Origin of the sequence: Kamptonema formosum PCC 10802 (assembly GCF_000332335.1) — a bacterium.
Lineage (GTDB): Bacteria > Cyanobacteriota > Cyanobacteriia > Cyanobacteriales > Oscillatoriaceae > Oscillatoria.
The window spans coordinates 6,611,642-6,635,162 of the sequence record NZ_KB235948.1 but is presented as its reverse complement, the minus strand read 5'-3'; the positions used below and the strand labels follow the sequence as shown (position 1 = coordinate 6,635,162).

Genomic DNA, 23,521 nt, shown 5'->3' with positions numbered 1-23,521 from the left:
TAGAGCATAGCGCATAGGGGGGAAAGATGCGATGATGCCCTTTTGAGATCCTGCCCCATCGCCCAATCGCCCCCTGCCCAATCGCCCCCTGCCCATCTCCTAAACTTACTGTCCATTGCTATAATTATTCACTGCTTAAAAAAGTGGTGCGGCGCTTTAAGCGCTCGCACCGGCCTGCTACTCTTGACCCAACCCCGCTTCAGACGCAGATGCAATGATATGCGAAAATTGGTTGGTAAATTTTACAGGTGGCACACCTACCAAAAGAGCATTATCATTCCGCAAATATACCTCGATATCCCGTTTGCGTTCAGTAAATAGAGGGGCATCGTCTAAGTGCCGTGAGGTTAAGAAATGCACGACCTGGTTAGCAGAACCGCGCCAACCCCGATTGTCGTTTTGAGCTTCCATATATAAGCCATCAATAAGAACATCTATGTATGAGAGCATTGCATCAATCTCTGGCTCGTGCTTGGCTTGTAGTTGGGCAAGAGTAAAGCCTGTATAGCACATAATGGAAAGATCGCGCTCTTGACGTAAGAGCGCAAACAGCTCACTGAGTGCTGGAGCTTGAAGCATCGGTTCCCCTCCCGATACGGTGAGGCCATCTAGTTGAGGATTGCTGAGAATAGCTCGGGCTATCACTTTTGGCTCAATCCGAGTTGCAGTTACTTGAGGAATTGTATCGGGAGAAACACATCCTGGGCAGCGAAAGCAACAGCCTTGTACCCACAGGACAAAGCGTAACCCCGGGCCGAGGACGCGAGTTGCAGGACAAAAATCCGCAAGGTTGATCGGAGTCATTGGAATATCCTAAAACTGGTAAATAAACTGTTTATAAAGTAATTGTTAGTACCGGTATGGGGGATAAGACACCGGGTTTATTTTGCTGCTAGGGGCGGGTTTACAGACATCCACTACTTGCAGCAAACATCTGAGATGAACCCGCCCCTACATATGTAATGCCACACGGCTGTAGGGGCAGGCGGCGGTTCCGGTTTCTGGCGACTTCACGTTTTCTTTATAAACACTCTCTAAGATGGCGTCCCAAAGGTAATGTATTGCTTTTGTTGCGCTCGTTGGTGGTTTGCGTGAGCAGTCTGAAGTTCGCGATCGAATTCAGCTAAACGTTCTTGAATAGTTTGCATAAGCGTTTCCATCCGCCGGCGCGCGATCGGCAAACGCTGTCCTAAAACTGCATCGACTTCATAGTGAGCATTGAGATCGGCACAAATTGCCTCTGTTTCGGCACGATAGCCTTCGTAGGCGATGATGGTTTGCTGTAACTGCTCCCACTGCTGGTTATATTCATTGCGTTGGCGGTCGAGATTGTCAACAGATTCAGCTAAGCGATCGCTCAATTCTGCTTTAGCAGTTTCCCTAATATCGAACAGCGTGCGAATTTGGCTCATAGCCTCTAATTGCTGGCGCTCTAGGCGGAATTCTTGGCTGTCAATCTCGGTTTGTAAAATGTCTCGCTGTTGCTGCAATGAGGTAAGTTTTGTGTCGAGGTCAGCTTTTTGTTGGTGTAAACGTTCGATGGCTTGCTTTTGGGGGAGCAACTCATTTTCTTTTTGACGCACTTCCGCTCGTAATGTTACCATATCGGTAGCATTTACATCCGCTTCAATAGCTTGTAATTCATTGACTTTGGCTCGCAAAGCGGAGAGTTCGGCAGCTGCATTTCGCAGCTCGGTTTCTTGTGCCCGCAGCTTGGTAGCCGCCTGGAGCAATACTAATTTCTCTCTAGCAATCCGCTCTAGTTCAGCAGTACGCTGTGCGGCTTTTTCGCGCACTTTTTGAGAGAGAGATGGGGCGCTCAATAATGGCATCCATTGGCTTAAAATACCTAGCTGGGCTTGGAGAGTCTCATTGAGAGCAATCGCCCATGCTTCTAAGGTATCAGGCTCGTGCTGAGCTAGGTTTTGCAGCGCCGGTATGGAAAAGCAATCTGTCCACAGTTGGATGCAAGCTTTTGTTAATTGAAACGGAATTTCAATCGTGTCGAAATCTTGCAAACCGCCATCGCTCGCTTGTGCTGCTGCGAGACGTTCTAAGATTTGTTGAATCTGCTGCATTTTAGCGGTGCTTGTCATTAGGTGTAACCGTTGCTGTCCTTCTCTCTCTCTTTATATCATGTTTGAGCGCACCGCTGTGGGTGGGGCGGGTTTATTCAGATCCTTCCCTGTGCCAGAAATATTTCTGGTGAACCCGCCCCTACCGGCATCTCGTGGGGCGGGTTTATTCAGATCCTTCCCTGTGCCAGAAATATTTCTGGTGAACCCGCCCCTACTAGCCACATTGGGAACGGACATCAGACCTTGAGGTCGGAGGGATATAAGGCGTAGGACAGGCGTCTCGCCTGTCCTAGGAGACAGTGGGGGCGGATTCACTCCAGAAGTCAGCCGGTAAGAAAGGATGTCTGTAAACCGGCCCCTAAAGTAAGAGCCGGTTCACCCAAGATGTCTGTCCGAAGTCCCAGACGCCTTCGCCGGCATTCAAGAAGACCGAGACTTCAGACTTGTAGGTGGCAACTTGGGTTAAGATATCCTTCCCTTTGCAGAGGAAGACTGAAAATGAAGGCAAGATTTGTGCTTGTGAACATTGCTGTTGCTATTGTGTTTGCGGACGGTTGACTTGGCGGCGTTTCACTTGTTCCATATCCCGATACCCCTCTTGCGGTCGATCGAGGCACTGGGTTTCGCCTTTGAGTTCCAGCCCAGCCTCCTCATGGAGCGCATTGAAAATACCCTCGGCTCGTTTGCGCAGTTCTGCATCATTTTGTAAGCGCTCGCTGAAAGCATTGATGGAAATGTTATTTGCGCCAAATGCTTTTTCAGGGGTAATGACCGTCACTACTTCATCCCCAGCAATATTTTTGACCTTGACCACATAGGCATTCCGATAGTCAGTGCCTTCGTAGGTGGCATCTGCATTGGGGTCGGCGAGTTGATAGCCGTAGGATTCCAGCAGTTCGACTACCTTATCAGCGATTTCTGCCCGCATTTGCGAGAGAATTACTTGCAGCTTGGCTTGCTCAGCAATTTCACTCAATTCAGGACGATGGGCTTCGATTTGCTCTGCTAATTGCTGGATTTGTTCAGTCGTAAGGGTTTTTTCGCCATCCTTGAGTTGCTGTTCGAGAGCGTTGAGTTTTTGCTCGTAGGCACTCAAGCGCCCGTCTGTCCAATAATCTACTTCTTCGCGAAAGGTTTCGACTTCGCCCCCCGCCTCACCGAGCTCAATTTCTACTTGACGGTGAGCTTGGACTTCAGCAATCAGGGTGCGCAGGTCTTCAAGAGCGGCGTTATAATAAAGCAACCACTCCTGTTCTTTTTGTTCGAGTTCGAGGCGCAGGTCAGCAAGCTTGAGGTAGGTGTCTTGGGAAGTGGCAATCGCCGCTTCCGAGACTCCAGCCGCAAGGTTTTGTTTCGCCAACTCCAGATTGCGCCGCAAGTCAGCGAGTTTATTCGGGGCAAAGCGCTGGTGTTGGTAGTCGCGGTCGATTTGCTGCCAGATTTGTTCGACATCCGCAAGTAGGTCTTGGGCAAGTTTGGCTTTATACTGCCTTTCTTGTTCGATGTTTTCAAACACGCGATCGATTTGCTTTTGCAGGATACGCTGTCCAGCTTCCCGTGCTTGGCGTTCTTCATCAAGCAGTTGAGAGAATTTACGATCGAGTTGTTGGTTTAGGGCTAGATATTCTTGACGCTGTTGGGCGGTGATGCGGAGATACTCGGCACGCTGTTGCTCAAAGCCAGCCCGCATAGCTGACTCCAGACGCTCGCTTTCACGGGCAAGTGCCTGTTGCTGTCGCGCCTCCGATTCCCGCACCGACTTCTGAAATTCTTGGCGCTGCTGTTGCAATCGCTGTTGGGTGCTGCGTTCGAGCTCGGCAAGGTTACTCCGCAGGCGTTGAGATTCTTGTTCCTGCTGTCTTGCCCGCTGCTCTAGGGGGGCGAAGCGCTGCTGCATTTCTTGGCGTGCTTCTTCGCGAACCCGATTCAGGCGATCGGGCAAGTCTTGTTGAACAGAGCGCAGCCGGCTTTCCTGTTCGCGCAACCTTTGCAATTCCCGCTCCTCAACACTCACATATCTCTCTTTTCTACCACTCATAACAACCTCCTGTTACTTGTTATTCTCTGGGAGCCTGCCGGTGCGAGCAGCTCTTTGGCCATAGCGGGAGAGCATTGGGATTATAAATTATCGGGTTGGACTGATGGATTATTCGCCCGAATGCTCTCCCGCCGTACAAAAATGGGATGCTCCCTTATTCTATTGACTGTAAAAAGCTGCTAGCATCTCATCCACTTTTTTCTCGAACTGCTCTAGAGTGATCGGTCCTTTAGGAATTTCATTCTCTAGAAGCTCTTCAATAAGGTCAATCTGATCTAGCTTCAACAACTTTTCCGTCAGACGTGTTTCTCCCGTTTTGTCCAAAGAGTGTTGAACTTCAAACCATTTTTTCTTGACGACCTTTATTAAGGATTCACGTTTGGTTTTCAAACGAATTTGCTCTCTTGTATCTCCTGTGATATCTGTGGGTGTTGTTTCGGGTGCATTCGTAATCGGGTTTGGAGGCAAAGCGCCCGGTGACATTTCTCCTGATGGCTTAGTCAGGACAACTGCCTTAACTTTTGCTTCTCCGTTGACCAGGTAGACAGGATAAATCGTTTTTATGACTGTCCCTTCATCGTCCAAACCTTTGGCTGCTTCGTGATAGTCGCTGCGGAAAGGAGTGTCTTCATTATAGAGGCTAAGGCTGGCCGGTGGATCGGCGAGAGCAGCCCGTTCCAGAAAGCGCAAAGCATTTTGAATGGCTTTTGGGGTTGCCTCTTGTAGTTCTTGGGATAGGGATGTGCGTTCGAGGCTCAGTACCTGATAAAGGCGAGCGCTCAATTCTGCAGAGGCGTCCAGGAAGTCTTGTTTTTCCCATTGACCGGGAGCCGGGTACTGGACTTTGCCCTGTGCTAAATTTGCTGCTTTATTCAGCAATTCTGTAGTTTCTGGCGAGATATCTTGATTATTTAGTTGCAGTCTTTGACACAACACCCCTAACAAATCGTCTAGTATTCCTGAGGGTAGCTCTACCGATGCAGTGCTTTCTCCTCGCATAATAGCCTGACCGCCGATCAGAACAGTATCAGAGATAGCAGCTCTGATGTCATTGAGTTTTTCTCGGCGCTGTTGCTTCAGTTCTGGATCGAGCGCTGCCATGAATGTAAACAGGCTGGTTGCCAAGGGATCGAGATGCTGCTCTTTGAGCGTTTTATATTCACCCGTCAAAACGTGGTGCTGTGGGCGAGCGCTCGTCCCGTCATAGTGCGTACCTGTATTTCGCTTGAGGGATGCCGTCTCTGCTAAAAGCCGATCTCTGCTTGATTCTGTATCGGCAAGCTTTTTCTGCAAAGTTTCCCTTTCTTGTTGGACTGCTTTAAGCTCCTGATCTAACTGTTCGTTTTGATTATTTAACCTTTGAACCTCCTGTTTATAATAGGTTGTTTCAGAGCTTTGTCGCGTATCAAGTTTGTTTTGTAGTGATTCGCAGTTTCTTTGCAATCGCTCAATTAGATCCAATGCTGCCTTTATACGCACACCGTTACAAGGTATATCCTCATATCGAATCTGGCGATGAGGTCTTTCATTGTAGCTCTGAGCCAGCCAACGATAGACTTCCCGAAGGTCATTGGATATTTTATCGTTACTTTGAGACATACCTAGCATACCTAGAAGTCCAATTTCTTTCTTGTTTGGCAATGGTTTAATCTTTTCGTCAGCAGGTTCTGAAGTCTCGCTTATTCTTCCTGAATCACCATCTTCCTCTAAGGTAGGAGGAGAATTTTTGCTACATTCTAGTTGTTCAAATGTTGCAGATGATTCTTTATCTGTTCCGTCACCTTGTAGCTCTTTCTGTGCTTGGGCATCTGGTGCCGTGTCTGAGTAGCCTTCTGAGTTTTCCCCATTTGGGTTGGCTCCTTGTGCGGATGGGTTTTGCTCTGAAGTAGGGTTTGTAGCAGATGTTTCTGCCTGTGGGTTATTTGTTTCTTGAGATTCCATCATACAGACGCTCTCCTATTCGATTGAGTAAGTAGAAGAAAAACGTAAAGTGGTGTTGTAGGTTTTTCCAGTTTTGATATCTCTGGCGGTAACGGCAATCTCGGTTTTGCCAAAGTTCATGGAAACTTCTACGGGGCGCTCGCGCGTACCTACTGTTGAGGAAATATCGATATCCAATTCGCCTATCTCTTCAACGTCTGGTTCATCTACATAGCGTGGATTGTTTTTGCGCGTTGCATAAAACTTTAAAGCCATTCCCTTCTGAGCGGCAGTCATAGGAGAAAATGAGTGGGTGACCACTTCATTCACATCGACACTATCGCCTGCCAACACAAAGGGGCTAAAGCGGTTGCAAATATACCAGTCTCCTTGTTCTTCAAAATACTGGCGCTTGCTTTTTTGATGGCGGTCGCGATTTTCATCAAAGACGTGACAAGTTTGGCAACCATAGGTCAGGCGAGAACGGCGGGAGCGGATGCTTTCTGGGTTCAAACCAAACGAGGCGGCCCCTTCCACGATTGCAGCACCGGGTTGTGGTGGCATAACAATCTTAATGCGTTTGCCAAATTCTTGCTGAATGCGTTGGCGCAAAACCGGCGATGTAGAAAATCCGCCGACCAGATACATAATATCACACCCGCGATCGTCTAACCGCGCAAATTGTTCTTCAACTTTTTGCACCAACCCATCCAACACAGGTTTAAAAATTGCCTGCATGGTTTCTTGGCTCAGATGGACTTTGTCATCGTCACCATCCTGTTCGCTGGCGAGCTGTTGCAAAACCTGCGGATAGTCCTTATACAGAATTTTGTAGAGGCGGTTAGGAATGTCAAAGTAGGAAATGGTCGTTGTCGCGGGGTCGAAGTCACACTTTTTTCGCTCCCAGTTGGCCATCAATTCCAACCAGCCAATAGGGTCTTCATCTTCATAGCGCGTGAGGGCTTGAGCGGTCAGCTTCCTGGCCAGATATTCGCGAAACTCTTTGTCCACATAGGTAGAGCCATAAGCTCCGCCCGTCCCTTCTGCTACTTCCTCCAGACCCCCATGCGCTGAAACCTCATGGACGGTGATATCGACTGTGCCCCCACCGCAGTCTACAACCATGAAGCGCTTGCCGGCTTCCAGTTGGGATTGGTCTTTTTCTTGACAGTAAATGGCAGCAGCTTCAGGTTCGAGAACGAGCAACAGGCGTTCGCGATCGTCCTCACTGGCACTAATCAGTCCAGCTTTGATAGCCGCACGACGCATGAAAGACTTTTCGGCATCTTTCCAGATTGCAGGAATGGTCAAGCACCAGAGAATTTCGTTATCTTTGAGTTCCCCACTGGTAGCGTTTTTCAGTTCGGCACGCAGCAACCCACCGAGTGCACGCAGGTAATCGGCAATTAGGTCGATGACGGGAAACTCTTGGCCGTTATTGGCGATGGCAATGGGGCCATCATCGGTGCGCTTGCGGCTTTCCCGCAGTGCCATTTTGAAGGTAGGGAAAAAACTATAGTCTCTAGCATTTTTGGCTAGACGCAGTTCCGCTAGCCGGGATAGGGCAGCATACCCCCACGCTTCCTGCTGGCGAGCGCTGGTATAGAGGCTTTGCGTGAGGGTTTTGATGTACTGAAAAGGTTGCTTGTCCCACTCATAGCGTCCAATGATCCGCTTATCGTCTTTGAAGGCATAGGCGTAGCCGGAACGGGATGTCCCAAAATCAATGGCTGCTACGACTTTAATTTGTTTGCTGTCGAAGGTCACTGTGCCACTCCCCTACAAACCGAAATAGTCTCCCGCGCCATCTCGCTGAATAATCCCATCATATCTTAGTTCGGCGCGTATGGCTAGAACTGCATCCACTACTATAATAGCATGAGAATTTTCTAATTCTTGCTGTAAATTTTCTTTTTGTTGACCTTTTTGCTCTAAGAAGTCAATCACGAGCTGGAGGAGGTGGCGGTAAACAGGGCGATCGTGCCATTCTTGGTTGAGGCGTTTTTGCTGCAGGCGTTTGATGCGGTCAAGAGCTTCCCCTCGATCAGTGATGCTTTCCACTTCGGCCACAAAGCGATCGAATAAGTCCGACTGGAGCCACTGCGAGAGTGCCGTCTGCGCCATCCGCTCCAGTTGCGCCAGATGCTTGACTTGCTCCTTGGCTTCGTGCAGCTTGGCTTGAAGCTCTTGTTGCTGCCGGTCATTCTGAACATTCTGAATCTGTTGTTTTTGCAGATTCGTTTCCAGTTGTCCATTAGCGGTTTCTACAACTTGAAGTCGCCGCTGTAACTTACTCACCTCAGTTTCTAGTTGCCGCACCTGCTCTTGTTCTAGCTGTCTGGCCATTTCCTGTGCTTTGTCTTTCTCCGCAGTAACTTGTTGCAACCGGCGCTCCAATCCCTCGATTTTGTTTTGGCGCTCGCCCAGCTGGTTTTGCAGCTCCGACTGGAGTTGCTGACTTTCTGTTTCGTTCCTTTGAAGCGTTTGTCGCAGTTGAGCTATCTCGGCTTTTAATTGACCAACACGTTCTCTTTCTTGCTGTCTGGCAGCTTCCACGGCTTCATCTTTGGCTTTCTCTTTTTCAAGAGTCAGTCTTTCCAACCGTCTTTGCAACAAGTCAATCCGCGACTGGAGATCGTCTATTTGGTTTTCCCGATCGCCGGTCGCACTTTCTGCCTGTCTTGCTCTCAGTTCTGCAGCTTGGCTCCGCGCCCAAGCTTGTTTGGCCCAATCTATCTTCTTGGAATCTTTCAACGCTTCTGAACTTCCATCTGAGGCCATCGGCTCTAGCCCCAAGATCCACCCGCAAGTGGTACAGAAGTTTGGCGGCATTTTTGAATATACTGTCTGGCAAACGGGACAAGCGCTCGGCATATATTTCAGGGTGCATCAGTTGAGCGGGGGAATATCAGACACATCAAACCTAATCATCGCCTCACCTTGAAGATTGTCGCGCACTAACCGTACCTGCTGCAATAGTACCATCGCCTCAAAGAGATTGCGGACATCCCGCCCGTTGCCAAAATTCCGACTGCGATTTCTGTACATCGAATGCAGCCGCTCCCGCACAGCTTGTTTTACCTCAGGCGGACAAATGTAAGCTGGCTTGTAGGTACGGCAAAAATACACAAAAATTTCCAGCATTTCATCGCCAGTATAGTCAGGAAACTCGATAGTCTTGGCGATGCGTGACTGAATGCCAGAGTTAGCCGCCACAAAGTCCTGCATTTCGCGGGTGTAGCCAGCAAAAATCACCACCAGGCGCTCCCGATAATTTTCAATCATTGGCACGAGAGTATTAAGCGCTTCTTGACCGTAATCATTTCCCGCTCCCCGCTGAGCTGCCAGTGCGTAAGCTTCATCAATAAATAAAATGCCATCCAGTGCTTCTTCCACTTTAGCGCGAGTTTTGGGTGCCGTTTGCCCAACGTATTCTGCCACCAACATTTCGCGAGACGCTTCCACAAATTGTCCTTTTTTAAGCACGCCCAAGGCTTTGAGAATTTTCCCAACCAGCCGCGCCACAGTAGTTTTGCCGGTCCCCGGATTCCCCAAAAATAGCATGTGGCGCGTTACGCGCTCGTCGGTCTCGAAACCGGCTTGCCGCAATCGTTGCTTTGCCTGTTCGCTTGCCACAAATTCGCGTATGGCTGCTTTAACGGAAGTTAAGCCGCTCATCTCGTCTAGTTCTGCCAGCAATTTTTCCAGGGTGGCATCGTCGCGTCTCCCCGCACCGGCAGCAATGCCGGCAAAATCCAGGATGGGCTGTTCGCTAGCGGACGGTACAATCTGCATCCTGCCATCTTGAAGAATCAATTCCGCACGGGTAACACTCTGAGTTTGTAAATCAATCAACTCGTCTGTAAACAGATCGGCGAGCGCCTCATTCACACCCCGTCCGCCATAGTTTTGTGCCGGTTCATAAGTTCTTTGCACCAGTGCTGCGAGGGCATGGCCAGCAACCACCAAATCAATGCCATACCGCTCTCCGGCAAACCGTTTCACCAAGCGCAGAATCATCTCTCCCTGTTCGGCAAGTCCCAAACGACCGAGGGGAATTACCTTATCAATCCGACCCATAAATTCTGGCGGGAGAAATCCAGTTTTTTGCAAGATTTCTTTAGCACGACTAGGAGATTCTGCAATTTGTTCGCTGGCGAGATTGCTAGTCAGCAGACAAATTGTATCTTTAGGAGCGATGGCGGTTCCATTGGCATCACTGGCTCTACCCTCATCAAAAAATGCTAGCATCTGTCGCCAGATAGATTTATGAGCTTTTTCGATTTCATCAAACAGCAAAACACAGCGCTGTCTATTGCGCCGCAGAGCGTTAGGCAGCCATCCGCCCTGTTCTGAGCCTACATATCCAAGAGGGCTGCCAAAAAGATTTGCGACTTTATCCTCTTCAGCATATTCGCCCATGTCGCACCGTTCAAGGGTCGTGCCGAGCGCTTCAGCTAAAGCTTTACTGAGTTCAGTTTTGCCTGTACCAGTTGGACCGGCTAGCACAAGGACAAGGGGTTTAGGACTTTTTTGAGCAGCGATTTTTCCCCGCACCAGTTTGACTAGATTGGCGATCGGTTCTTGGTGTCCGATGACCTTTTGACGGAGTTGGCGCGTCAGCTCTTCCGCCGTGGGCAGGGGGATTTTCTTTGTCCACTTGGCGCGATATGCCTGCGCTAAGGAAAATTCAGTAACGGGCCAGAAGGTATCGTGCCAATATTTTAGCGGCTTAGATTCTTGGGCTAAGGCTGTAGTTAAGGGAACGAATTGCGTCCATACAATGCGCCGTTCATGCTGCAAACGAAAGCGCTGAATCAAGTTGCCGATTTCAGAAGCCGTAGGTGTCCCAACATTGCAAATATTCACCTGATTTGGCGTTCCCTGGCGATTGGCCAGCCAATTGCTTAAAAACGTCAGCCCGATCTCTTGGCAAAAATGCTGGAGTTGGGCGTAAGTGTCTTGATGGAAAATAAAGACGCACAGATTGCGATTGGTAGGCAATAGCCGCGACCACTCAACGATCGTCCCATCCAGTTCGCGAGGCAGCTCAAATCGGCGCAAATCTTCTGGATTGGCAAATATAATGGCCGAGCGCTGGGTCGTGTCTTCCATAAAGGTTTGCAACAGTGGGAGCACATCCCGATCGTGCATTCGCGAAGGACGTGGCAGGACCGGCGGAGAACTAGCGGCTGTTGCAGTCCTGGAGTTCTCTGGAGGTTGTGGGTCTTTTTTGCCTAAAAAGCGTTTTTTCCGTCCCAAAGGCCCTGGTGTCACCTTAATGTCATCGCTAGCACTGACTGGAGATGGGCTTGGCGGGCGCAGCAGGGCGCGGTCGCGGGATTCAGGATCGAGAAAATACAGCTTGCGATTCCCTGAATAGAACGCAATGCGCTGATAGCCTTGACCTTTGAGGTAGCGATGCAACGCCTGTTCTATGTCTTGCAGGATCAGATCGTCACTGCAAAAGCTATCACTGGTGTTTGCTCCATACAGTAGGATAAAGCGATCTCCTACTTGGAAGCGAATTTCTTGTGTTATGCGCTCAATGGTCACGCTTGCTCGCCAACCCCCTATACGATGTAAGTTACTTCCTGGGATAGAAGAATTTTCGGAAATTTAGTTCCAAAAGCGCACACTACTTATCCAAATCTAAAACGAAAGTTCCTGAACAAGAGGGGATGAGTAGCAAGCGAACGATTGGGCCGGCTAAGGCTGTAATCTTTGGCCGCTAAGGATTCTAGTTGCCGAGCTTTTCTCAAATGGAGTTGCTCCCACTCGTTGGGATCTATGCGAGGCTCTCACTCCTCCTCAGACAACAGCGCCTCCATCTGTGCCAGCAGAGCTTCCAGCTGGGAACGCTTGTCCGGGTTGCCCCACGCCTTGAACTTCTTGACGATCTTGGAGATATTCTCCATTTCAGCTTGCAGTTCCACCGGCTGACTGGGGGCTTTTTTCGCCCTGACCAATTTTTGAACCTGCCGCAAGGTGAGAGACTGCGATATCGCCTCTGACAGCAGCGCCATCCGCTCAGACTCCGGCTCTAATTTGGCAATTTCCTTGGCTTTCGTGTACTCAATGCGTCCCAAGCGGAGAGCTTCCAAGATTTCCGGGGGAAGGTTGAGCAGAGGCAGCCGGTGGGTTCTGAAGGACTCAGGCGAGAGTCTTCCTATGGTGGCAAAAACCTCTTCGACGCTCTGCTGTTCTTCGCTACGGACAGCGCTGTCCGTAAACCCCCGCTTGACGTTCGCCATTTGGTTGAGCAGCGAGATTACCGATTCCCGGTCAACGTTCAGATTGAGGGCCAATAACTCCAAAATTCCCTCAGTCTCCTCTACCGGATTCAAATCCTCCCGCTGCAAGTTCTCCACCAGAGCGCACTGCACCGCTTGAGAGTCGGACATCTCCCGAATCGTCACCGGCACCTCTAAAAGCCCCGCCGCAACAGCCGCCCTGTATCTCCGCTCCCCCGCCACAACCTCATACTTCTCGCCCACAGGGCGCACCAGAATTGGCTGGAGGATGCCGTGTTCTTTAACCGAGTCGGTCAGCTGCTGCAGGGCCAATTTATCAAAATACCGTCTGGGCTGGGATTCACTCAGACTGAGCCGGTCGAGTGGGACTTTCTGACCGGCAACTGACAGCTCTAAAGAATCCGACCTCTTGACATTATCATTCTGTGTGTTCAGCGCTGTAGCCATGTCGGGTGGGGTGGAGCGCTGGGAGCTGGCAGCTCTCTTTGTTTTGTTAAGATGTTGACCATCCTCAGAAGCCGGCTCTTCTTGATGCGTCATCCTCTTGATTACCAGGGCTGGGATATATTTTGGAATATTCATTTAAAATATACCTGAACCCCTGCACCAGCGCATCCATATTTAACATTTCTTAACATATCGTTGGGCAGCACTCCCACAATCTCCACTTTTTTGCGGCCCGTCTGCGTGGCCAACCGGCTTCTTGTCCTGGGACGGTAACAGATCCATGCCCCAGGTATTTCTGGGGATTGCACCCTTTCGCCGCCCCCGCCCTACTGGATGTGTGTTCGGTTAACCGCATGCGGAGTTACGGTAAACCGAAGCAAGCGCGCGGTTTCAGGAAAACCTGCAGCCCTCACCCCCCCGAAATCGCGGCACAGGGGGATTTCCTCTTTCCCCCACAGCGCCCTTTTTGGTGTGTGTTCGGTTAACCGCATGCGGAGTTACGGGAAACCGAAGCAAGAGCGCGGTTTCAGGAAAACCTGCAGCCCTCACCCCCCCGAAATCCCAGCAGAGGGGGATTTCGTCTTTCCCCCACAGCGCCCGACTTAGTGTGTGTTCGGTTAACCGCATGCGGAATTACGGGAAACCGAAGCAAGAGAACCTGACTCAAGACGGGGCACCAGCCTCGGGCAGTGGGCCACGAAAGTCAGATTTTCTCATCCCGACGGTATTTCCACGAGCGTCAAAAGACTCAAATCGCGGTATAATCCAGACCCTTTCGGAATAAGGAGCTAACGCTTCAAAATTTTCGCTCCTTACAGGGTAGAGATTTTAGCTAATAACTGTGTGGGCTGATTAACTATAGAAACCTTCCTGGGGAAACCATAAATTTTTTTTATGTTTTAGACCGGGCTTATGCTTCCTTATCCATAGCGGTATCTTGTATAATGGTTATAATTCAGTCTATCAGACAGCAAATACTTCCCAACAAAACAGTTACATGTTAATCCTAGAAGCCTTCGCATTCGCCACCATCTTGTGCGGATTTGTCGGCACCATCTTTAAAAAGAATCTGCTGATGAAGATCGTCTCTATGGATGTCATGAGTACGGGGGTGATTGCCTATTACGTGATCGTGGCAGCGCGAGCAGGGATATTTACACCCATTATCGGAAGAGCGGAAAATGTGACTTATGCCGACCCAGTTCCCCAAGCGGTCATCTTAACGGGAATCGTGATTGGGTTTTCGATTCAATCTTTAATGTTAGTAGGTGTCATCAAACTGTCCAAGGATAATCCAACCTTGGAAAGCCAAGAAATCGAAAAGAATAATGCGCCATGAATACTATTACGATAGCATTTATCGTCTTTCCGTTTTTGACCGGCTTCATCATTTTTATCCTCCCGAAGCTCGACCGCTACCTGGCGTTGATGACAGCCACAGCCACTCTGGCGTATGGGTTAGAGCTATTTTTCCACTCGCCGGTGTCCCTGAAATTACTCGATAATTTTGGCGTGACACTATTAGCCGATTCGCTGAGCGGTTACTTTATCGTCACCAACGCACTGGTGACAGCGGCGGTGACTCTCTACTGCTGGCAAACCGGCAAGACGGCTTTCTTTTACGGCCAGATGATTATCCTGCATGGCAGCCTGAATGCCGCGTTTGTCTGCACGGATTTTATTAGTTTGTATGTGGCGCTAGAGGTAAGCGGGATTGCCGCCTGTGTCTTAATTGGCTATCCGAGAACCGACCGCTCGATTTGGGTGGCCTTGCGCTATCTCTTTGTCAGCAACATAGCCATGCTGTTTTATCTGGTGGGCGCAGTGCTGGTGTATCAGGCGCATCACTCCTTCAGTTTTGAGGGGTTGCGCGGTGCGCCCCCAGAGGCGCTCGCCCTCATCTTTATGGGACTCCTGACCAAGGGCGGGATTTTTGTATCGGGACTGTGGCTACCGATGACCCACTCCGAATCGGAAACGCCGGTTTCGGCGATGCTGTCGGGCGTTGTGGTCAAAGCCGGTGTCTTTCCCCTGGTGCGCTGCGCTCTCCTGCTCGAAGAGATTAATCCCGTCATTCGCTTCTTCGGTTTGGCAACGGCGGTTTTGGGCGTTTCCTATGCTGTGTTTGAAAAGGATACCAAGCGCATGCTGGCCTTTCACACGGTGTCGCAATTGGGTTTTATCCTCGCCGCACCTGACGTGGGTGGCTTCTATGCCCTGACGCATGGCTTGGTCAAATCGGCACTGTTCATGCTGGCGGGCGCTTTGCCGACTCGCAACTTCAAGGAACTGCAACACAAGCCAATCAATACCTACCTCTGGTTTGCCCTCGTCATCGCGGGGTTCTCAATCTCAGGCTTCCCCTTGCTGTCTGGCTTTGGGGCCAAGGTATTGACCATGAAAAACCTGCTGCCCTGGCAAGAGATCGCCATGAACGTCGTGGCGGTGGGAACCGCCATATCCTTTGCCAAATTTATATTCCTGCCCCATGCGTTTCCCGAACAGCGAGGGGAGTTAAGACTTGGGTTCTGGCTGGGGGTGATATTATTGCTGGATGGGCTGGTTGTGGCTAACCTCGTGTATTATAAGGCATACAACCTTGAGAATACCCTAAAGGCGGTCGCCATTATCGGTGCCGGCTGGCTGGCGTATCTTTTGATTGTGCGGCGAGTGGCACTCAAACTGCCCCGCATGTTCGAGAAATTCGAGGATTTGCTCGGCGTGATGAGTCTGATTTCAATCCTGCTCTTCTGGGTGGCAGTGAGGCACTGACATGATTGGATATCTAAATCTGATATTGCGACTGGCGATCTGGTTCCTGCTCACAGCCAATCTGAGTGTGCCAAATATTCTGATTGGTGTGAGCGTCGCCCTCCTGTTGCCCCACAAACACAAAAGCAGGGGTTCGCTAAACGACTGGCTGCGGGCGTTGGGGGAGAGCCTCGTGGCAATTCCCAAAGCGTATGTGGAGGCATTTGAAATTATCTTCCGCCCGCATAACGCAGAAGAGGTAACGATGGAACGGGTGCCACCGCAGCGTTCGCCTGGACTGATCTTCTTAGATATATTCCTCATTACCTTTACGCCCAAGAGCATTGTTTTGAAATATCACGAAGCAGGCTGGTACGAAGTCCACTGGGTGCGGCGGAGGAAAAAGCCATGAACTTAATCCTGAATTTGGTACTTTTGTCCATGATTCTTGCCCTGATTATCCCCATCTATACGGTATGGACAAATGATGATGTCTGGCAGAAGATGCTGGCGCTGGGCAGTATTTCGACTAAGGCGTCAGTCATGGTTTTAGTCGTGTCCGTCTTGCGCGATGACTGGATGATCGGTGTGGTGGGGGTGATTGTCCTGAGTGTGGGCAATGCCGGTTTAATGCTATTAGCACATATACTTAAACGACTGACTGAATCATGATCGACCTGTTTGGCTATTTCTTTATCGGGTTAGGAATTTTCTTCTCGTTTTGGGGGACTTCCCATTTGCTCCGCGAGCGCTCGGTATTCTTCAAGCTCCACAGTCTTTCTGTGGCGGATACCCTCGGACCGATGGCGATTTTACTGGGACTGCTTCTGAAGCTCCCCAGGGAATGGCCCTTGCTCCTCCTCGCCATTATTTCCTTGGCAATGTGGAATACAATGCTGGGGTATGTGCTGGCCTATTGCTCTACTGGAAACGACAGCCATGAGTGATCCCTATATCTATGTCATCATTGCCCTGCTGCCTTTGTCTGCTTCCATGTTGCTAGTTCAGTCCAATCCGTACTATGCCCTGATCGTGCGCGGCGTATTGGGCGCAATTGCGGCACTGAGCTATTCCATTTTGGGAGCGGCGGATGTGGCTTTGACCGAAGCCTTGGTGGGGACTTTGCTCGCGATTACGCTCTATGCTGTGACGGTGCGCTCATCAATGGCGATCCGCCTTGGTGTTATCAAAGACCTATCTATTGATGGCGATAACCAATTTGGAAAACTGATCGGCGCTCTGCGAACAGTTGCTGCCAAATGGTATATGCGTCTGGAACTCGTTTCTTACGAGGACACGCAGACCATGCACCAAGCGCTAATGGATAGAGAGATTCACGCCGTCTGCCTCAAACCAGAGAGCGCAGGAGATAGCGAGCGAGGTGGGGCTGTCGGGGAGGGCGAAACGCCTCCCTTCCAGACAGCAACTCGGATTCAGCGCCTCTATGACATTATGAAAACCGAACTGCCCTCAGAGACGCTCTTGACCTATGTCAATCCCTCAGCAAGCACACCAGATTCAGCGGAGCAGCATAAATGAAATGGATTTACCTTGTGGCGGGGATAGCCCTGTACGTCAAAGTTCTTTTCACTTCCAATGCCCTAGTGCCAGGGCTATCGCAAATCCCGATCGTTGAAACAGTTGTTCGCGAGAGTGGCGTTCCCAATTCCGTATCGGCTATCATTCTCAGAAATCGCTTGTATGACACGATTTTTGAAGTGGTGGTATTTACGATTGCCATCTTAGGAGTCAATTATTTTCTGGCTAATGAAAAGCCTCCCGCTAAGATTTATCAGTTCAGCGACCAGCCCTCTATTGTGCTGGCGCGTCTGGGAGCGACCATTTCCGCACTGGTGGGCGTCGAGCTGGCGATTCGCGGGCACCTGACTCCGGGCGGCGGTTTTGCGGCGGGAGTCGCCGGCGGCACGGCGATCGGTCTGGTGGCGATTACCTCATCAATGGAGGAGATGCAGGCCATCTACAAACGCTGGAACGCGGCTATTTTGGAGAAGGTTTCTGTTCTTATTTTTATCGTACTGTCAGCGATGAATCTCTCAGGAATAGAATTGCCGCACGGCGAGTTAGGCGCGCTGGTGAGTGGCGGTTTTATTCCTTTGCTCAACATTCTCGTTGCCGTAAAAGTCGCATTGGGTTCGTGGGCGGTTATTTTGCTGTTTGTTCGCTATCGCGGCTTGCTGTGATCAGCTTTTGCGCATAGAATTTGCGCTATCCATCTCTATCCCTTCTAGGCAGAGCTTCGTTCCGAGGAGCTGGAGGCTCTGTCTTCTTTCTCCAACAAGTACAATCGCTTACCGGCTTGCCGCCCTGTGAGCGCGAATTCCTGGCGAGCTGACCGCTGCTTTAAACCCAGCCGGCTCGCTTATGACTGACCGGCATTTTTAAGCATTTTCATAGCGCCCCCTGTTTCCCGTTCCGCTCTGTCCTGGCTCTTGTCTATTTACTCACCGGCAGCGCGATCGCGCTCAGGGATTTGGCGCTGCCGGCGCTGCCGGTGCGACTTTCCCAGCATTAGGGCTTTCGACCCCAGAGAGCCTCAACTTCTGAACTGCAAACACCAGAGCAGCCACCAGCAAAACAGCAGCAATCGCGCCGGCTGCGATTTGTACCGACCGCTGGCGCTTGACATCGGGCTGGTTTTGCGGTAATGTTTCTGAAGTTTCTGGGGGAGGGAGAGCGCTTTTCTCCTGGGCTTGAGAGAGTATGAGCATGGAAAAAGCCCCGAACTCCAACCCAAATTCTTGACTCCAAGCCGGCTCTTTCTCACCGGTCTTTCGCCCGTAAACCTTCGCCCGGTCGATCGACTCAGGCTCCAGCGAAGTTAGCTCTGTGCGGACAAAATTCACACAGATTTGCCGGTCTGGCGGTTGCTGGGCTGAATCGAGCAAGATGTGCAAGCAACCCTCTCGAACCGCAACTTTGGCCGTGATGCCTTGGGGTTGCAGCTGGCGGTTCAGGAGGGCGGCGATCGCTTGCGGATCGCCCTGCTGGGCGAGTTCCAGAAGTGTGGGCGTTGCCATAACTAGCAGAAGGGGAAGCGACACAGAGGAGCCTTACCTTTGAGAAGTTTCAATCCCGTTACCGGGATTCAGCTGGCGAAAAATCTTCTTCTCCTGCCGCCAGCTGAAATCATTATCGCATTTATTTCGGCAGAGCTGCCGCAGGGAAGCTCCTGAGTATATATACTTAATTAAACAAGCTTTCGGGAGAGCTGTCGCCGCAGTTGACAGACATGGGTGTCTGGTACGAACGCTGCGGCGTTCGCAGAACTGGGGGGACAGCCCACAAAAGCTCCCGCCACACGCCCTCTCTCATATCCGTTCAATTGCTTACTTAATCTTTCTATCTCTATTCCTATGTTATCTTTCTTCTTGGCGTTCTTGGCGTCTTGGCGGTTAATTATTAAAGTAAATCAATCCGACGTAATCTTCCCGACCCTCTCACCGGCTCGCTCCAGAAGTGGTGGGGGCTGCCCCCACAGTGGCGGGGGAGAGGTTGCGGGGGGCCAATGGGGCCCGCCCGGAGCCTCCGAAAAGAAGACTAATTAAACGGAGAAGCGGTCATGCAGAAGAGGGGGGAAATTGCCGCCGAAAAAGCCTTAGACTGGATGGTGCAAATTGTAGCGTTCGTAAGTTTAGAGTCACCTGTGCGGAAAATTGTTCTTGCCGGCAACTGGAAAATGTACAAAACCCAGGCAGAAGCCCTGGAGTTTTTGCAGGGTTTTCTCCCGCAACTGGATAAAACCCCAGAAGAGAGAGAAATCGTCATCTGCGCTCCCTTCACAGCTTTAGGAACCCTCTGTGCGAATATGCACGGCACTCGCTTGCGACTGGGGGCGCAGAATGTCCACTGGGAAGAGGCCGGTGCCTATACAGGTGAAATTTCTGGCCCCATGCTAGCAGAACTTGGAGCGCGTTACGCCATCATCGGTCACAGCGAGCGCCGGCAGTTCTTTGGGGAAACGGATGAAACCGTGAACCTGCGTCTGAAAGCAGCCCAGCGTCACGGACTCACCCCGATCCTGTGCGTGGGCGAAACCAAGGAACAGCGCACCGCAGGCGTTACAGAAGCCCATATCTTCAGCCAGCTGGAAAAAGACTTGGTGGGTATAGACCAATCTAACCTAGTAATCGCCTACGAACCCATCTGGGCGATCGGCACCGGCGACACCTGCGACGCCAAAGAAGCCAACCGCGTTATCGGGCTGATTCGCAGCAAGTTAAGCAATCCGGACGTGCCCATCCAGTATGGCGGATCGGTCAAGCCAGACAATATCGACGAAATCATGGCTCAGCCAGAAATCGACGGCGCACTCGTCGGGGGAGCGAGTCTCGAACCGGCCAGTTTTGCTGGCATTGTCAATTACAAATAGCTGGGCGCTGTAGCGAGCGCACTGGTAAGGACTTTGCAGTAATGGCCAAAGACCAGGGAAAAATGACAGTCCGGGGGCGCGACTTCCACTGGGGGGAGCGCACCTATCTGATGGGCGTGCTCAACGTCACCCCTGACAGCTTTAGCGATGGGGGAGAGTTCAGCACCCCTGCGGCGGCTGTGGCGCAAGCCCAACAGCTGGCGGATGCCGGTGCGGATATCATCGATGTGGGCGGACAGTCCACTCGCCCCGGTGCGGCTGCTGTGCCGGTGGGCGAAGAGATTAACCGGGTGGTGCCTGCCGTGCGGGCGCTGCGCCAGTCGCTGCCGGTGCCGGTTTCTGTGGACACCACGCGGGCTCTTGTGGCTCGGGCAGCGGTTGAGGCGGGCGCAGATATCATCAACGATATCTCCGCTGCCACCTTTGACCCAGAAATGCTGCCGGTGGTGGCCCAACTGGGAGTGCCGGTGGTGCTGATGCACATCCGGGGAACCCCCCAGACGATGCAAACGCTGACGGACTATCAGGATTTGATTGGGGAAATCTGCGGATTTCTCGCCAGTCGCATTGAGGCGGCAGTCGCCGCAGGCATTGGTCGAGAGCGAATTATTATAGATCCGGGTATTGGCTTTGCCAAAAATCACAGCGGGAATCTGGAAATCCTGCGCAACTTGCCGGCGTTCCGCGCCCTGGATTGCCCCCTCTTAGTCGGGCCATCCCGCAAAAGCTTTATTGGCCACATCCTGAACCAGCCTGACCCCAAAGCGCGAGTCTGGGGGACAGCAGCCGCCTGCAGCGCGGCGATTGCCGGTGGGGCGGATATCCTGCGGGTTCACGACGTCGGGGTTTTGCGAGATGTCTGCCGCGTCGCCGATGCCATCTTTAGGGGGTAGCGGCGTTTGGGAGCATCCCGGTTGTGCAAAGAAGCCCATATCAATGCGACAATGATTTCAACAGGGGGCAGGAGGAGAGGATTTTTGGCCAGCGAATCTTTGGAAACGGGATTGAAACGCGGCGTTTTGCGCAGGTCAAGCCATCCCAGAAACCGGGTTTCTTTTGGCCATCCCTGGAAAAAATCCGTTTTTACGAGGAGAGAAACCCGGTTTCTCCCTTTGGGCGCAGCACCGGCACACCTCGCTCTCAGCCAGAACCATTCTTCGGAGCCTCAGCTGGAACACTGCGATTTTGAGCGCCGGCATTTGGGGAACTGTGCCCAGAGTCCCCAACAAGCTCAGCAACGCTTTGTGTCAGCGGTTCTGAGCCGAGAAAGACAATTTTGGCATTGTTGCTCTCACCGAGTTTATGACTGGCGTCCACGTACCTTTGGGCCACAAGAAACTGCAAAACTTCCCGACTGTTGGGATGGGACTCCAGAGCCTCAGAGAGCAGCTGCATGGCCTCCACAGTGCCCTCAGCCTCGTAAATGGCGGCTTTTTTCTTGCTCTGAGCTGCCCTCTCCAACTCGATCGCCTCTAGCACGGCGGCTGCCGGCTTAATTTCTTGCACCTCGACGCGCGTCACCTTCACACCCCAGCGTTCGGTTTCCTCATCCAACTCTTTCAGCAAAGCCTTATTAATCTTTTTTCTAGAGGCAAACGTCTCCTCCAGTTCGAGCGTGCCTATTTCAGAGCGGAGGGTGGTGAGAACCAGATTGGTCAGAGCCTCTTCAATATCTTCAACGTTGTAATAAGCTTTTTCCAGATCGATGACACGCCAGTACACTATCGCATCTGCTGTTAGGGCGACCTTATCTTTTGTAATAGCTTGCTGCGGCTGGATTTCCAAAACCCGTTCGGCCATCGTATCTTCCAGGACAACCATATCGATAAAGGGATTGATAAATTGCAGGCCGGGTTCCAGTGTGCGGTGGTATTTGCCCAAGCGCTCTACGAGGGCTTCGTTGCTTTGAGTGACAATTTTCACGGAGCGCACTGCGCAACCAATCATCACTGCAAGGGGGACAATAACTGCCAGAAGGGGTTCCATAATTAACGATCTCCTGCTGTACTGGGGGGATACTTGGGGGTGCAGCTCTAGTTTAGTGCAGCAGCGAGGGAGAAGTCTCAAGCGCAAAGTCTCCGCCGTGAGATTTGGCTTCATATTTCAGGCTTCACACTTGAGACTAAAGCCACAGCAGCAGCCCGGGCAGGGGTGAGGCTTTACGGCTGCACCAATTCTGTGCCGGCTCGGGGGTGAAACGCATCAGACACCGGCAGCTCCTCCCGCAGCGAGGAGGACTCCTGGACTTTGTTGCCCAGCGGGGGGAGCTTGATGGTGGAAACTGCGGCGATCAGGGCGCTCAGATCCACGTTCAGCGTCCTCACCGGCAGCGCCCGCACCACACTGAGCACGCCCACACCGTTGGCTTGCTGCGCTGCTAGCACCATAGCCGCCCGCACCAGCTCGATGTTCGTGCCTGGAAATGCCACATCCACCGCCTTGACCAGCCGGTCGCCATTGGGGGACTTCAGCAAGTCATCTACTAGCTTGTTCGCCCGTTCTGGGTCGAGTTCCAGCCGGTCTTTCAGGACTCGGCGCACATCGGCGTTCAGCACCAGGGCGAAGGGTTTGAGATCGCTAGAGATTTCGCCGGTCTGGGCAAAGCGCTCCAAGTCCGCAACCGCAAACGACTGCTCAAACGAGCCCATCCGCACCATCACTCGCTCTGCCGCTCGCACCGGCTCACCGGCACAGAAAACGCCCGCAGCAGTGAGGCTGCCGGCAAGCACCGGCATCACTGCCCATCTGGGCAACAGGTCTCTCCCGAATATCCTGCCATAAGGCCAGCTGAGCTTTCCCATCTGGTTTTCACCTTTTTTTTGCGATATGATAACAATTTTACCGAATCTTTCCCTTTTGTGTTTGTTCCTGCCGGCACTTTCGGCAACATAAGGCACAATTTAAAAGGCACGCCTGCCAATTTCTTTCTTTTGACAGACTGACTTCCTACTTTTGAGTTAAGCTATGCCCGCTGCTTTGCCGATTGGATTCCCCCCGCCAACTGAGGTTGGCGTCATTGAAGTTAAGCACTATCCCGTGTATCGCGCTGTCACTCACACCCACACGGGGGACGTGCGCCAAGCCACCCGGGTTGCTTTTGACCCGCTGTTCCAGCACATTAGCAGCAACCAAATCGCCATGACCGCGCCGGTGGAAGCTCGCTACCTGGCAGAGGTGCCGGCGCACTTCGATTCTCCCAGCACTGCTGAGGTTTCTTTCCTCTATCCCAGCCCCAATATTATCCCACACCGAATTGACGCCGGCGTCAAGGTAACAGATTACCCGGCAATGACGGCTGTCAGCACCGGCATTCAGGGTGCCTACTCTTGGGAGAGCTACCAAACCCATCTCCGCAAGTTGCTGGACTGGCTCGCCCAAAACCCCCAGTATGAAATTGCCGGCCCGCCGCGCCGGTTGCTCTACAATTCTCCGATGACGCCAGAATCTCTGAAGCGCAGCGAGGTGCAGATTCCTATTGTGCCGGTCGGGAAGTAATATCCTGTCCCGGGCAATCGCTGTTGCCGGGAGTTGGGGATTTGTGAGAAGTCCTTTTTAAATAAACCGCCAAGACGCCAAGAACGCCAAGGAAAGAAAAGACAGAGCTTTTCACAAATCACTTATAACTGCTCTCTATATAAGAGCG

At 51.7% G+C, this 23,521-nt stretch carries 22 protein-coding genes; 10 read left to right on the top strand and 12 right to left on the bottom strand.

Annotated features, from left to right (window positions below; genetic code table 11):
* Positions 1–177: 177 nt before the first annotated feature.
* The 9 genes from OSC10802_RS0129215 to OSC10802_RS0129175 form a co-directional block, all read right to left on the bottom strand.
* A complete protein-coding gene (locus OSC10802_RS0129215) occupies positions 178–804 on the bottom strand; it encodes a 4Fe-4S single cluster domain-containing protein (protein WP_026098917.1) in 627 nt (208 codons plus the stop codon).
* A gap of 230 nt (positions 805–1,034) precedes the next feature.
* Entirely contained in the window at positions 1,035–2,096 is a 1,062-nt protein-coding gene (locus tag OSC10802_RS0129210) for a coiled-coil domain-containing protein (RefSeq protein WP_017720326.1), read from the bottom strand.
* A 340-nt stretch (positions 2,097–2,436) separates the two neighbouring features.
* On the bottom strand, positions 2,437–2,586 hold the full coding sequence (locus OSC10802_RS51475; protein WP_155968562.1) for a hypothetical protein: 150 nt from the start codon (positions 2,584–2,586) through the stop codon (positions 2,437–2,439).
* A 27-nt stretch (positions 2,587–2,613) separates the two neighbouring features.
* Positions 2,614–4,116, bottom strand: coding sequence for a coiled-coil domain-containing protein (locus OSC10802_RS0129205; RefSeq protein ID WP_026098916.1), 1,503 nt, complete (start codon positions 4,114–4,116; stop codon positions 2,614–2,616).
* 159 nt (positions 4,117–4,275) lie between these two features.
* Complete coding sequence (locus OSC10802_RS0129200; RefSeq protein WP_155968560.1) at positions 4,276–6,060, bottom strand: hypothetical protein; 1,785 nt, start codon at positions 6,058–6,060, stop codon at positions 4,276–4,278.
* A 12-nt stretch (positions 6,061–6,072) separates the two neighbouring features.
* Positions 6,073–7,803: an Hsp70 family protein gene (locus tag OSC10802_RS0129190; protein WP_017720323.1), complete on the bottom strand. Its 1,731-nt coding sequence runs from the start codon at positions 7,801–7,803 to the stop codon at positions 6,073–6,075.
* A gap of 12 nt (positions 7,804–7,815) precedes the next feature.
* A complete protein-coding gene (locus OSC10802_RS0129185) occupies positions 7,816–8,790 on the bottom strand; it encodes a coiled-coil domain-containing protein (protein ID WP_232731778.1) in 975 nt (324 codons plus the stop codon).
* Positions 8,791–8,925: 135 nt separating this feature from the next.
* Positions 8,926–11,592: an AAA family ATPase gene (locus OSC10802_RS0129180; protein WP_017720321.1), complete on the bottom strand. Its 2,667-nt coding sequence runs from the start codon at positions 11,590–11,592 to the stop codon at positions 8,926–8,928.
* A 245-nt stretch (positions 11,593–11,837) separates the two neighbouring features.
* Complete coding sequence (locus tag OSC10802_RS0129175; protein WP_232731777.1) at positions 11,838–12,872, bottom strand: ParB/RepB/Spo0J family partition protein; 1,035 nt, start codon at positions 12,870–12,872, stop codon at positions 11,838–11,840.
* An 868-nt stretch (positions 12,873–13,740) separates the two neighbouring features.
* Here OSC10802_RS0129175 and OSC10802_RS0129170 point away from each other — a divergent pair.
* From OSC10802_RS0129170 to OSC10802_RS0129140, 7 genes are read left to right on the top strand one after another with little or no spacing between them, the layout of a single operon-like run.
* Positions 13,741–14,076 (top strand): cation:proton antiporter subunit C, encoded by a 336-nt coding sequence (locus OSC10802_RS0129170; protein ID WP_026098914.1) that lies wholly within the window; start codon positions 13,741–13,743, stop codon positions 14,074–14,076.
* Positions 14,073–15,509, top strand: a complete 1,437-nt coding sequence (locus OSC10802_RS0129165) for a cation:proton antiporter (protein ID WP_017720318.1) — start codon at positions 14,073–14,075, stop codon at positions 15,507–15,509. The genes OSC10802_RS0129170 and OSC10802_RS0129165 overlap by 4 nt, the downstream gene beginning before the upstream one ends.
* Position 15,510: 1 nt before the next feature.
* Complete coding sequence (locus OSC10802_RS0129160) at positions 15,511–15,900, top strand: cation:proton antiporter (protein WP_017720317.1); 390 nt, start codon at positions 15,511–15,513, stop codon at positions 15,898–15,900.
* Positions 15,897–16,160, top strand: a complete 264-nt coding sequence (locus OSC10802_RS0129155) for a hypothetical protein (RefSeq protein WP_017720316.1) — start codon at positions 15,897–15,899, stop codon at positions 16,158–16,160. The genes OSC10802_RS0129160 and OSC10802_RS0129155 overlap by 4 nt, the downstream gene beginning before the upstream one ends.
* A complete protein-coding gene (locus OSC10802_RS0129150) occupies positions 16,157–16,435 on the top strand; it encodes a monovalent cation/H(+) antiporter subunit G (protein WP_017720315.1) in 279 nt (92 codons plus the stop codon). Before OSC10802_RS0129155 ends, OSC10802_RS0129150 begins: the two co-directional genes overlap by 4 nt.
* Complete coding sequence (locus OSC10802_RS0129145) at positions 16,428–17,027, top strand: DUF4040 domain-containing protein (protein WP_017720314.1); 600 nt, start codon at positions 16,428–16,430, stop codon at positions 17,025–17,027. Before OSC10802_RS0129150 ends, OSC10802_RS0129145 begins: the two co-directional genes overlap by 8 nt.
* The gene (locus OSC10802_RS0129140; protein ID WP_017720313.1) at positions 17,024–17,689 is read left to right on the top strand and encodes a Na(+)/H(+) antiporter subunit B; all 666 of its coding nucleotides are present in this window, start codon (positions 17,024–17,026) and stop codon (positions 17,687–17,689) included. The genes OSC10802_RS0129145 and OSC10802_RS0129140 overlap by 4 nt, the downstream gene beginning before the upstream one ends.
* Before the next feature lie 282 nt (positions 17,690–17,971).
* Here OSC10802_RS0129140 and OSC10802_RS44955 read toward each other — a convergent pair whose 3' ends face one another.
* Positions 17,972–18,550, bottom strand: a complete 579-nt coding sequence (locus OSC10802_RS44955) for a hypothetical protein (protein WP_155968556.1) — start codon at positions 18,548–18,550, stop codon at positions 17,972–17,974.
* Positions 18,551–19,152: 602 nt separating this feature from the next.
* Between OSC10802_RS44955 and tpiA the strand changes: the two genes are divergently transcribed.
* Together tpiA and folP are read left to right on the top strand one after the other, a co-directional pair.
* On the top strand, positions 19,153–19,878 hold the full coding sequence (gene tpiA / locus OSC10802_RS0129125; protein ID WP_026098912.1) for a triose-phosphate isomerase: 726 nt from the start codon (positions 19,153–19,155) through the stop codon (positions 19,876–19,878).
* Between the two features lie 41 nt (positions 19,879–19,919).
* Entirely contained in the window at positions 19,920–20,771 is an 852-nt protein-coding gene (gene folP / locus OSC10802_RS0129120; RefSeq protein WP_017720310.1) for a dihydropteroate synthase, read from the top strand.
* 247 nt (positions 20,772–21,018) lie between these two features.
* On the opposite strand, the gene OSC10802_RS42355 is transcribed toward folP, so the two are convergent.
* Together OSC10802_RS42355 and OSC10802_RS0129110 are read right to left on the bottom strand one after the other, a co-directional pair.
* Positions 21,019–21,978 carry an SPFH domain-containing protein gene (locus OSC10802_RS42355; RefSeq protein ID WP_232731776.1) on the bottom strand — a complete coding sequence of 320 codons (960 nt, stop codon included), beginning with the start codon at positions 21,976–21,978 and terminating at the stop codon, positions 21,019–21,021.
* A 59-nt stretch (positions 21,979–22,037) separates the two neighbouring features.
* Positions 22,038–22,631: an alpha/beta hydrolase gene (locus OSC10802_RS0129110; protein ID WP_198525213.1), complete on the bottom strand. Its 594-nt coding sequence runs from the start codon at positions 22,629–22,631 to the stop codon at positions 22,038–22,040.
* Between the two features lie 211 nt (positions 22,632–22,842).
* Here OSC10802_RS0129110 and OSC10802_RS0129105 point away from each other — a divergent pair, with 211 nt between their 5' ends.
* Positions 22,843–23,373 carry a heme-binding protein gene (locus OSC10802_RS0129105; protein WP_017720307.1) on the top strand — a complete coding sequence of 177 codons (531 nt, stop codon included), beginning with the start codon at positions 22,843–22,845 and terminating at the stop codon, positions 23,371–23,373.
* Positions 23,374–23,521: the final 148 nt, after the last annotated feature.

Bases quoted from the DNA above. Each gene is read 5' to 3' on its own strand.
- OSC10802_RS0129140 (WP_017720313.1), top strand. From the start codon at position 17,024: ATGAAATGGATTTACCTTGTGGCGGGGATAGCCCTGTACGTCAAAGTT.
- OSC10802_RS0129200 (WP_155968560.1), bottom strand. From the start codon at position 6,060: ATGATGGAATCTCAAGAAACAAATAACCCACAGGCAGAAACATCTGCT.
- OSC10802_RS0129105 (WP_017720307.1), top strand. From the start codon at position 22,843: ATGCCCGCTGCTTTGCCGATTGGATTCCCCCCGCCAACTGAGGTTGGC.
- OSC10802_RS0129165 (WP_017720318.1), top strand. From the start codon at position 14,073: ATGAATACTATTACGATAGCATTTATCGTCTTTCCGTTTTTGACCGGC.
- OSC10802_RS0129210 (WP_017720326.1), bottom strand. From the start codon at position 2,096: ATGACAAGCACCGCTAAAATGCAGCAGATTCAACAAATCTTAGAACGT.
- OSC10802_RS0129145 (WP_017720314.1), top strand. From the start codon at position 16,428: ATGAGTGATCCCTATATCTATGTCATCATTGCCCTGCTGCCTTTGTCT.
- OSC10802_RS42355 (WP_232731776.1), bottom strand. From the start codon at position 21,978: ATGAAGCCAAATCTCACGGCGGAGACTTTGCGCTTGAGACTTCTCCCT.
- OSC10802_RS0129160 (WP_017720317.1), top strand. From the start codon at position 15,511: ATGATTGGATATCTAAATCTGATATTGCGACTGGCGATCTGGTTCCTG.
- OSC10802_RS0129175 (WP_232731777.1), bottom strand. From the start codon at position 12,872: ATGAATATTCCAAAATATATCCCAGCCCTGGTAATCAAGAGGATGACG.
- OSC10802_RS0129155 (WP_017720316.1), top strand. From the start codon at position 15,897: ATGAACTTAATCCTGAATTTGGTACTTTTGTCCATGATTCTTGCCCTG.
- OSC10802_RS0129150 (WP_017720315.1), top strand. From the start codon at position 16,157: ATGATCGACCTGTTTGGCTATTTCTTTATCGGGTTAGGAATTTTCTTC.
- OSC10802_RS0129205 (WP_026098916.1), bottom strand. From the start codon at position 4,116: ATGAGTGGTAGAAAAGAGAGATATGTGAGTGTTGAGGAGCGGGAATTG.
- OSC10802_RS0129215 (WP_026098917.1), bottom strand. From the start codon at position 804: ATGACTCCGATCAACCTTGCGGATTTTTGTCCTGCAACTCGCGTCCTC.
- folP (WP_017720310.1), top strand. From the start codon at position 19,920: ATGGCCAAAGACCAGGGAAAAATGACAGTCCGGGGGCGCGACTTCCAC.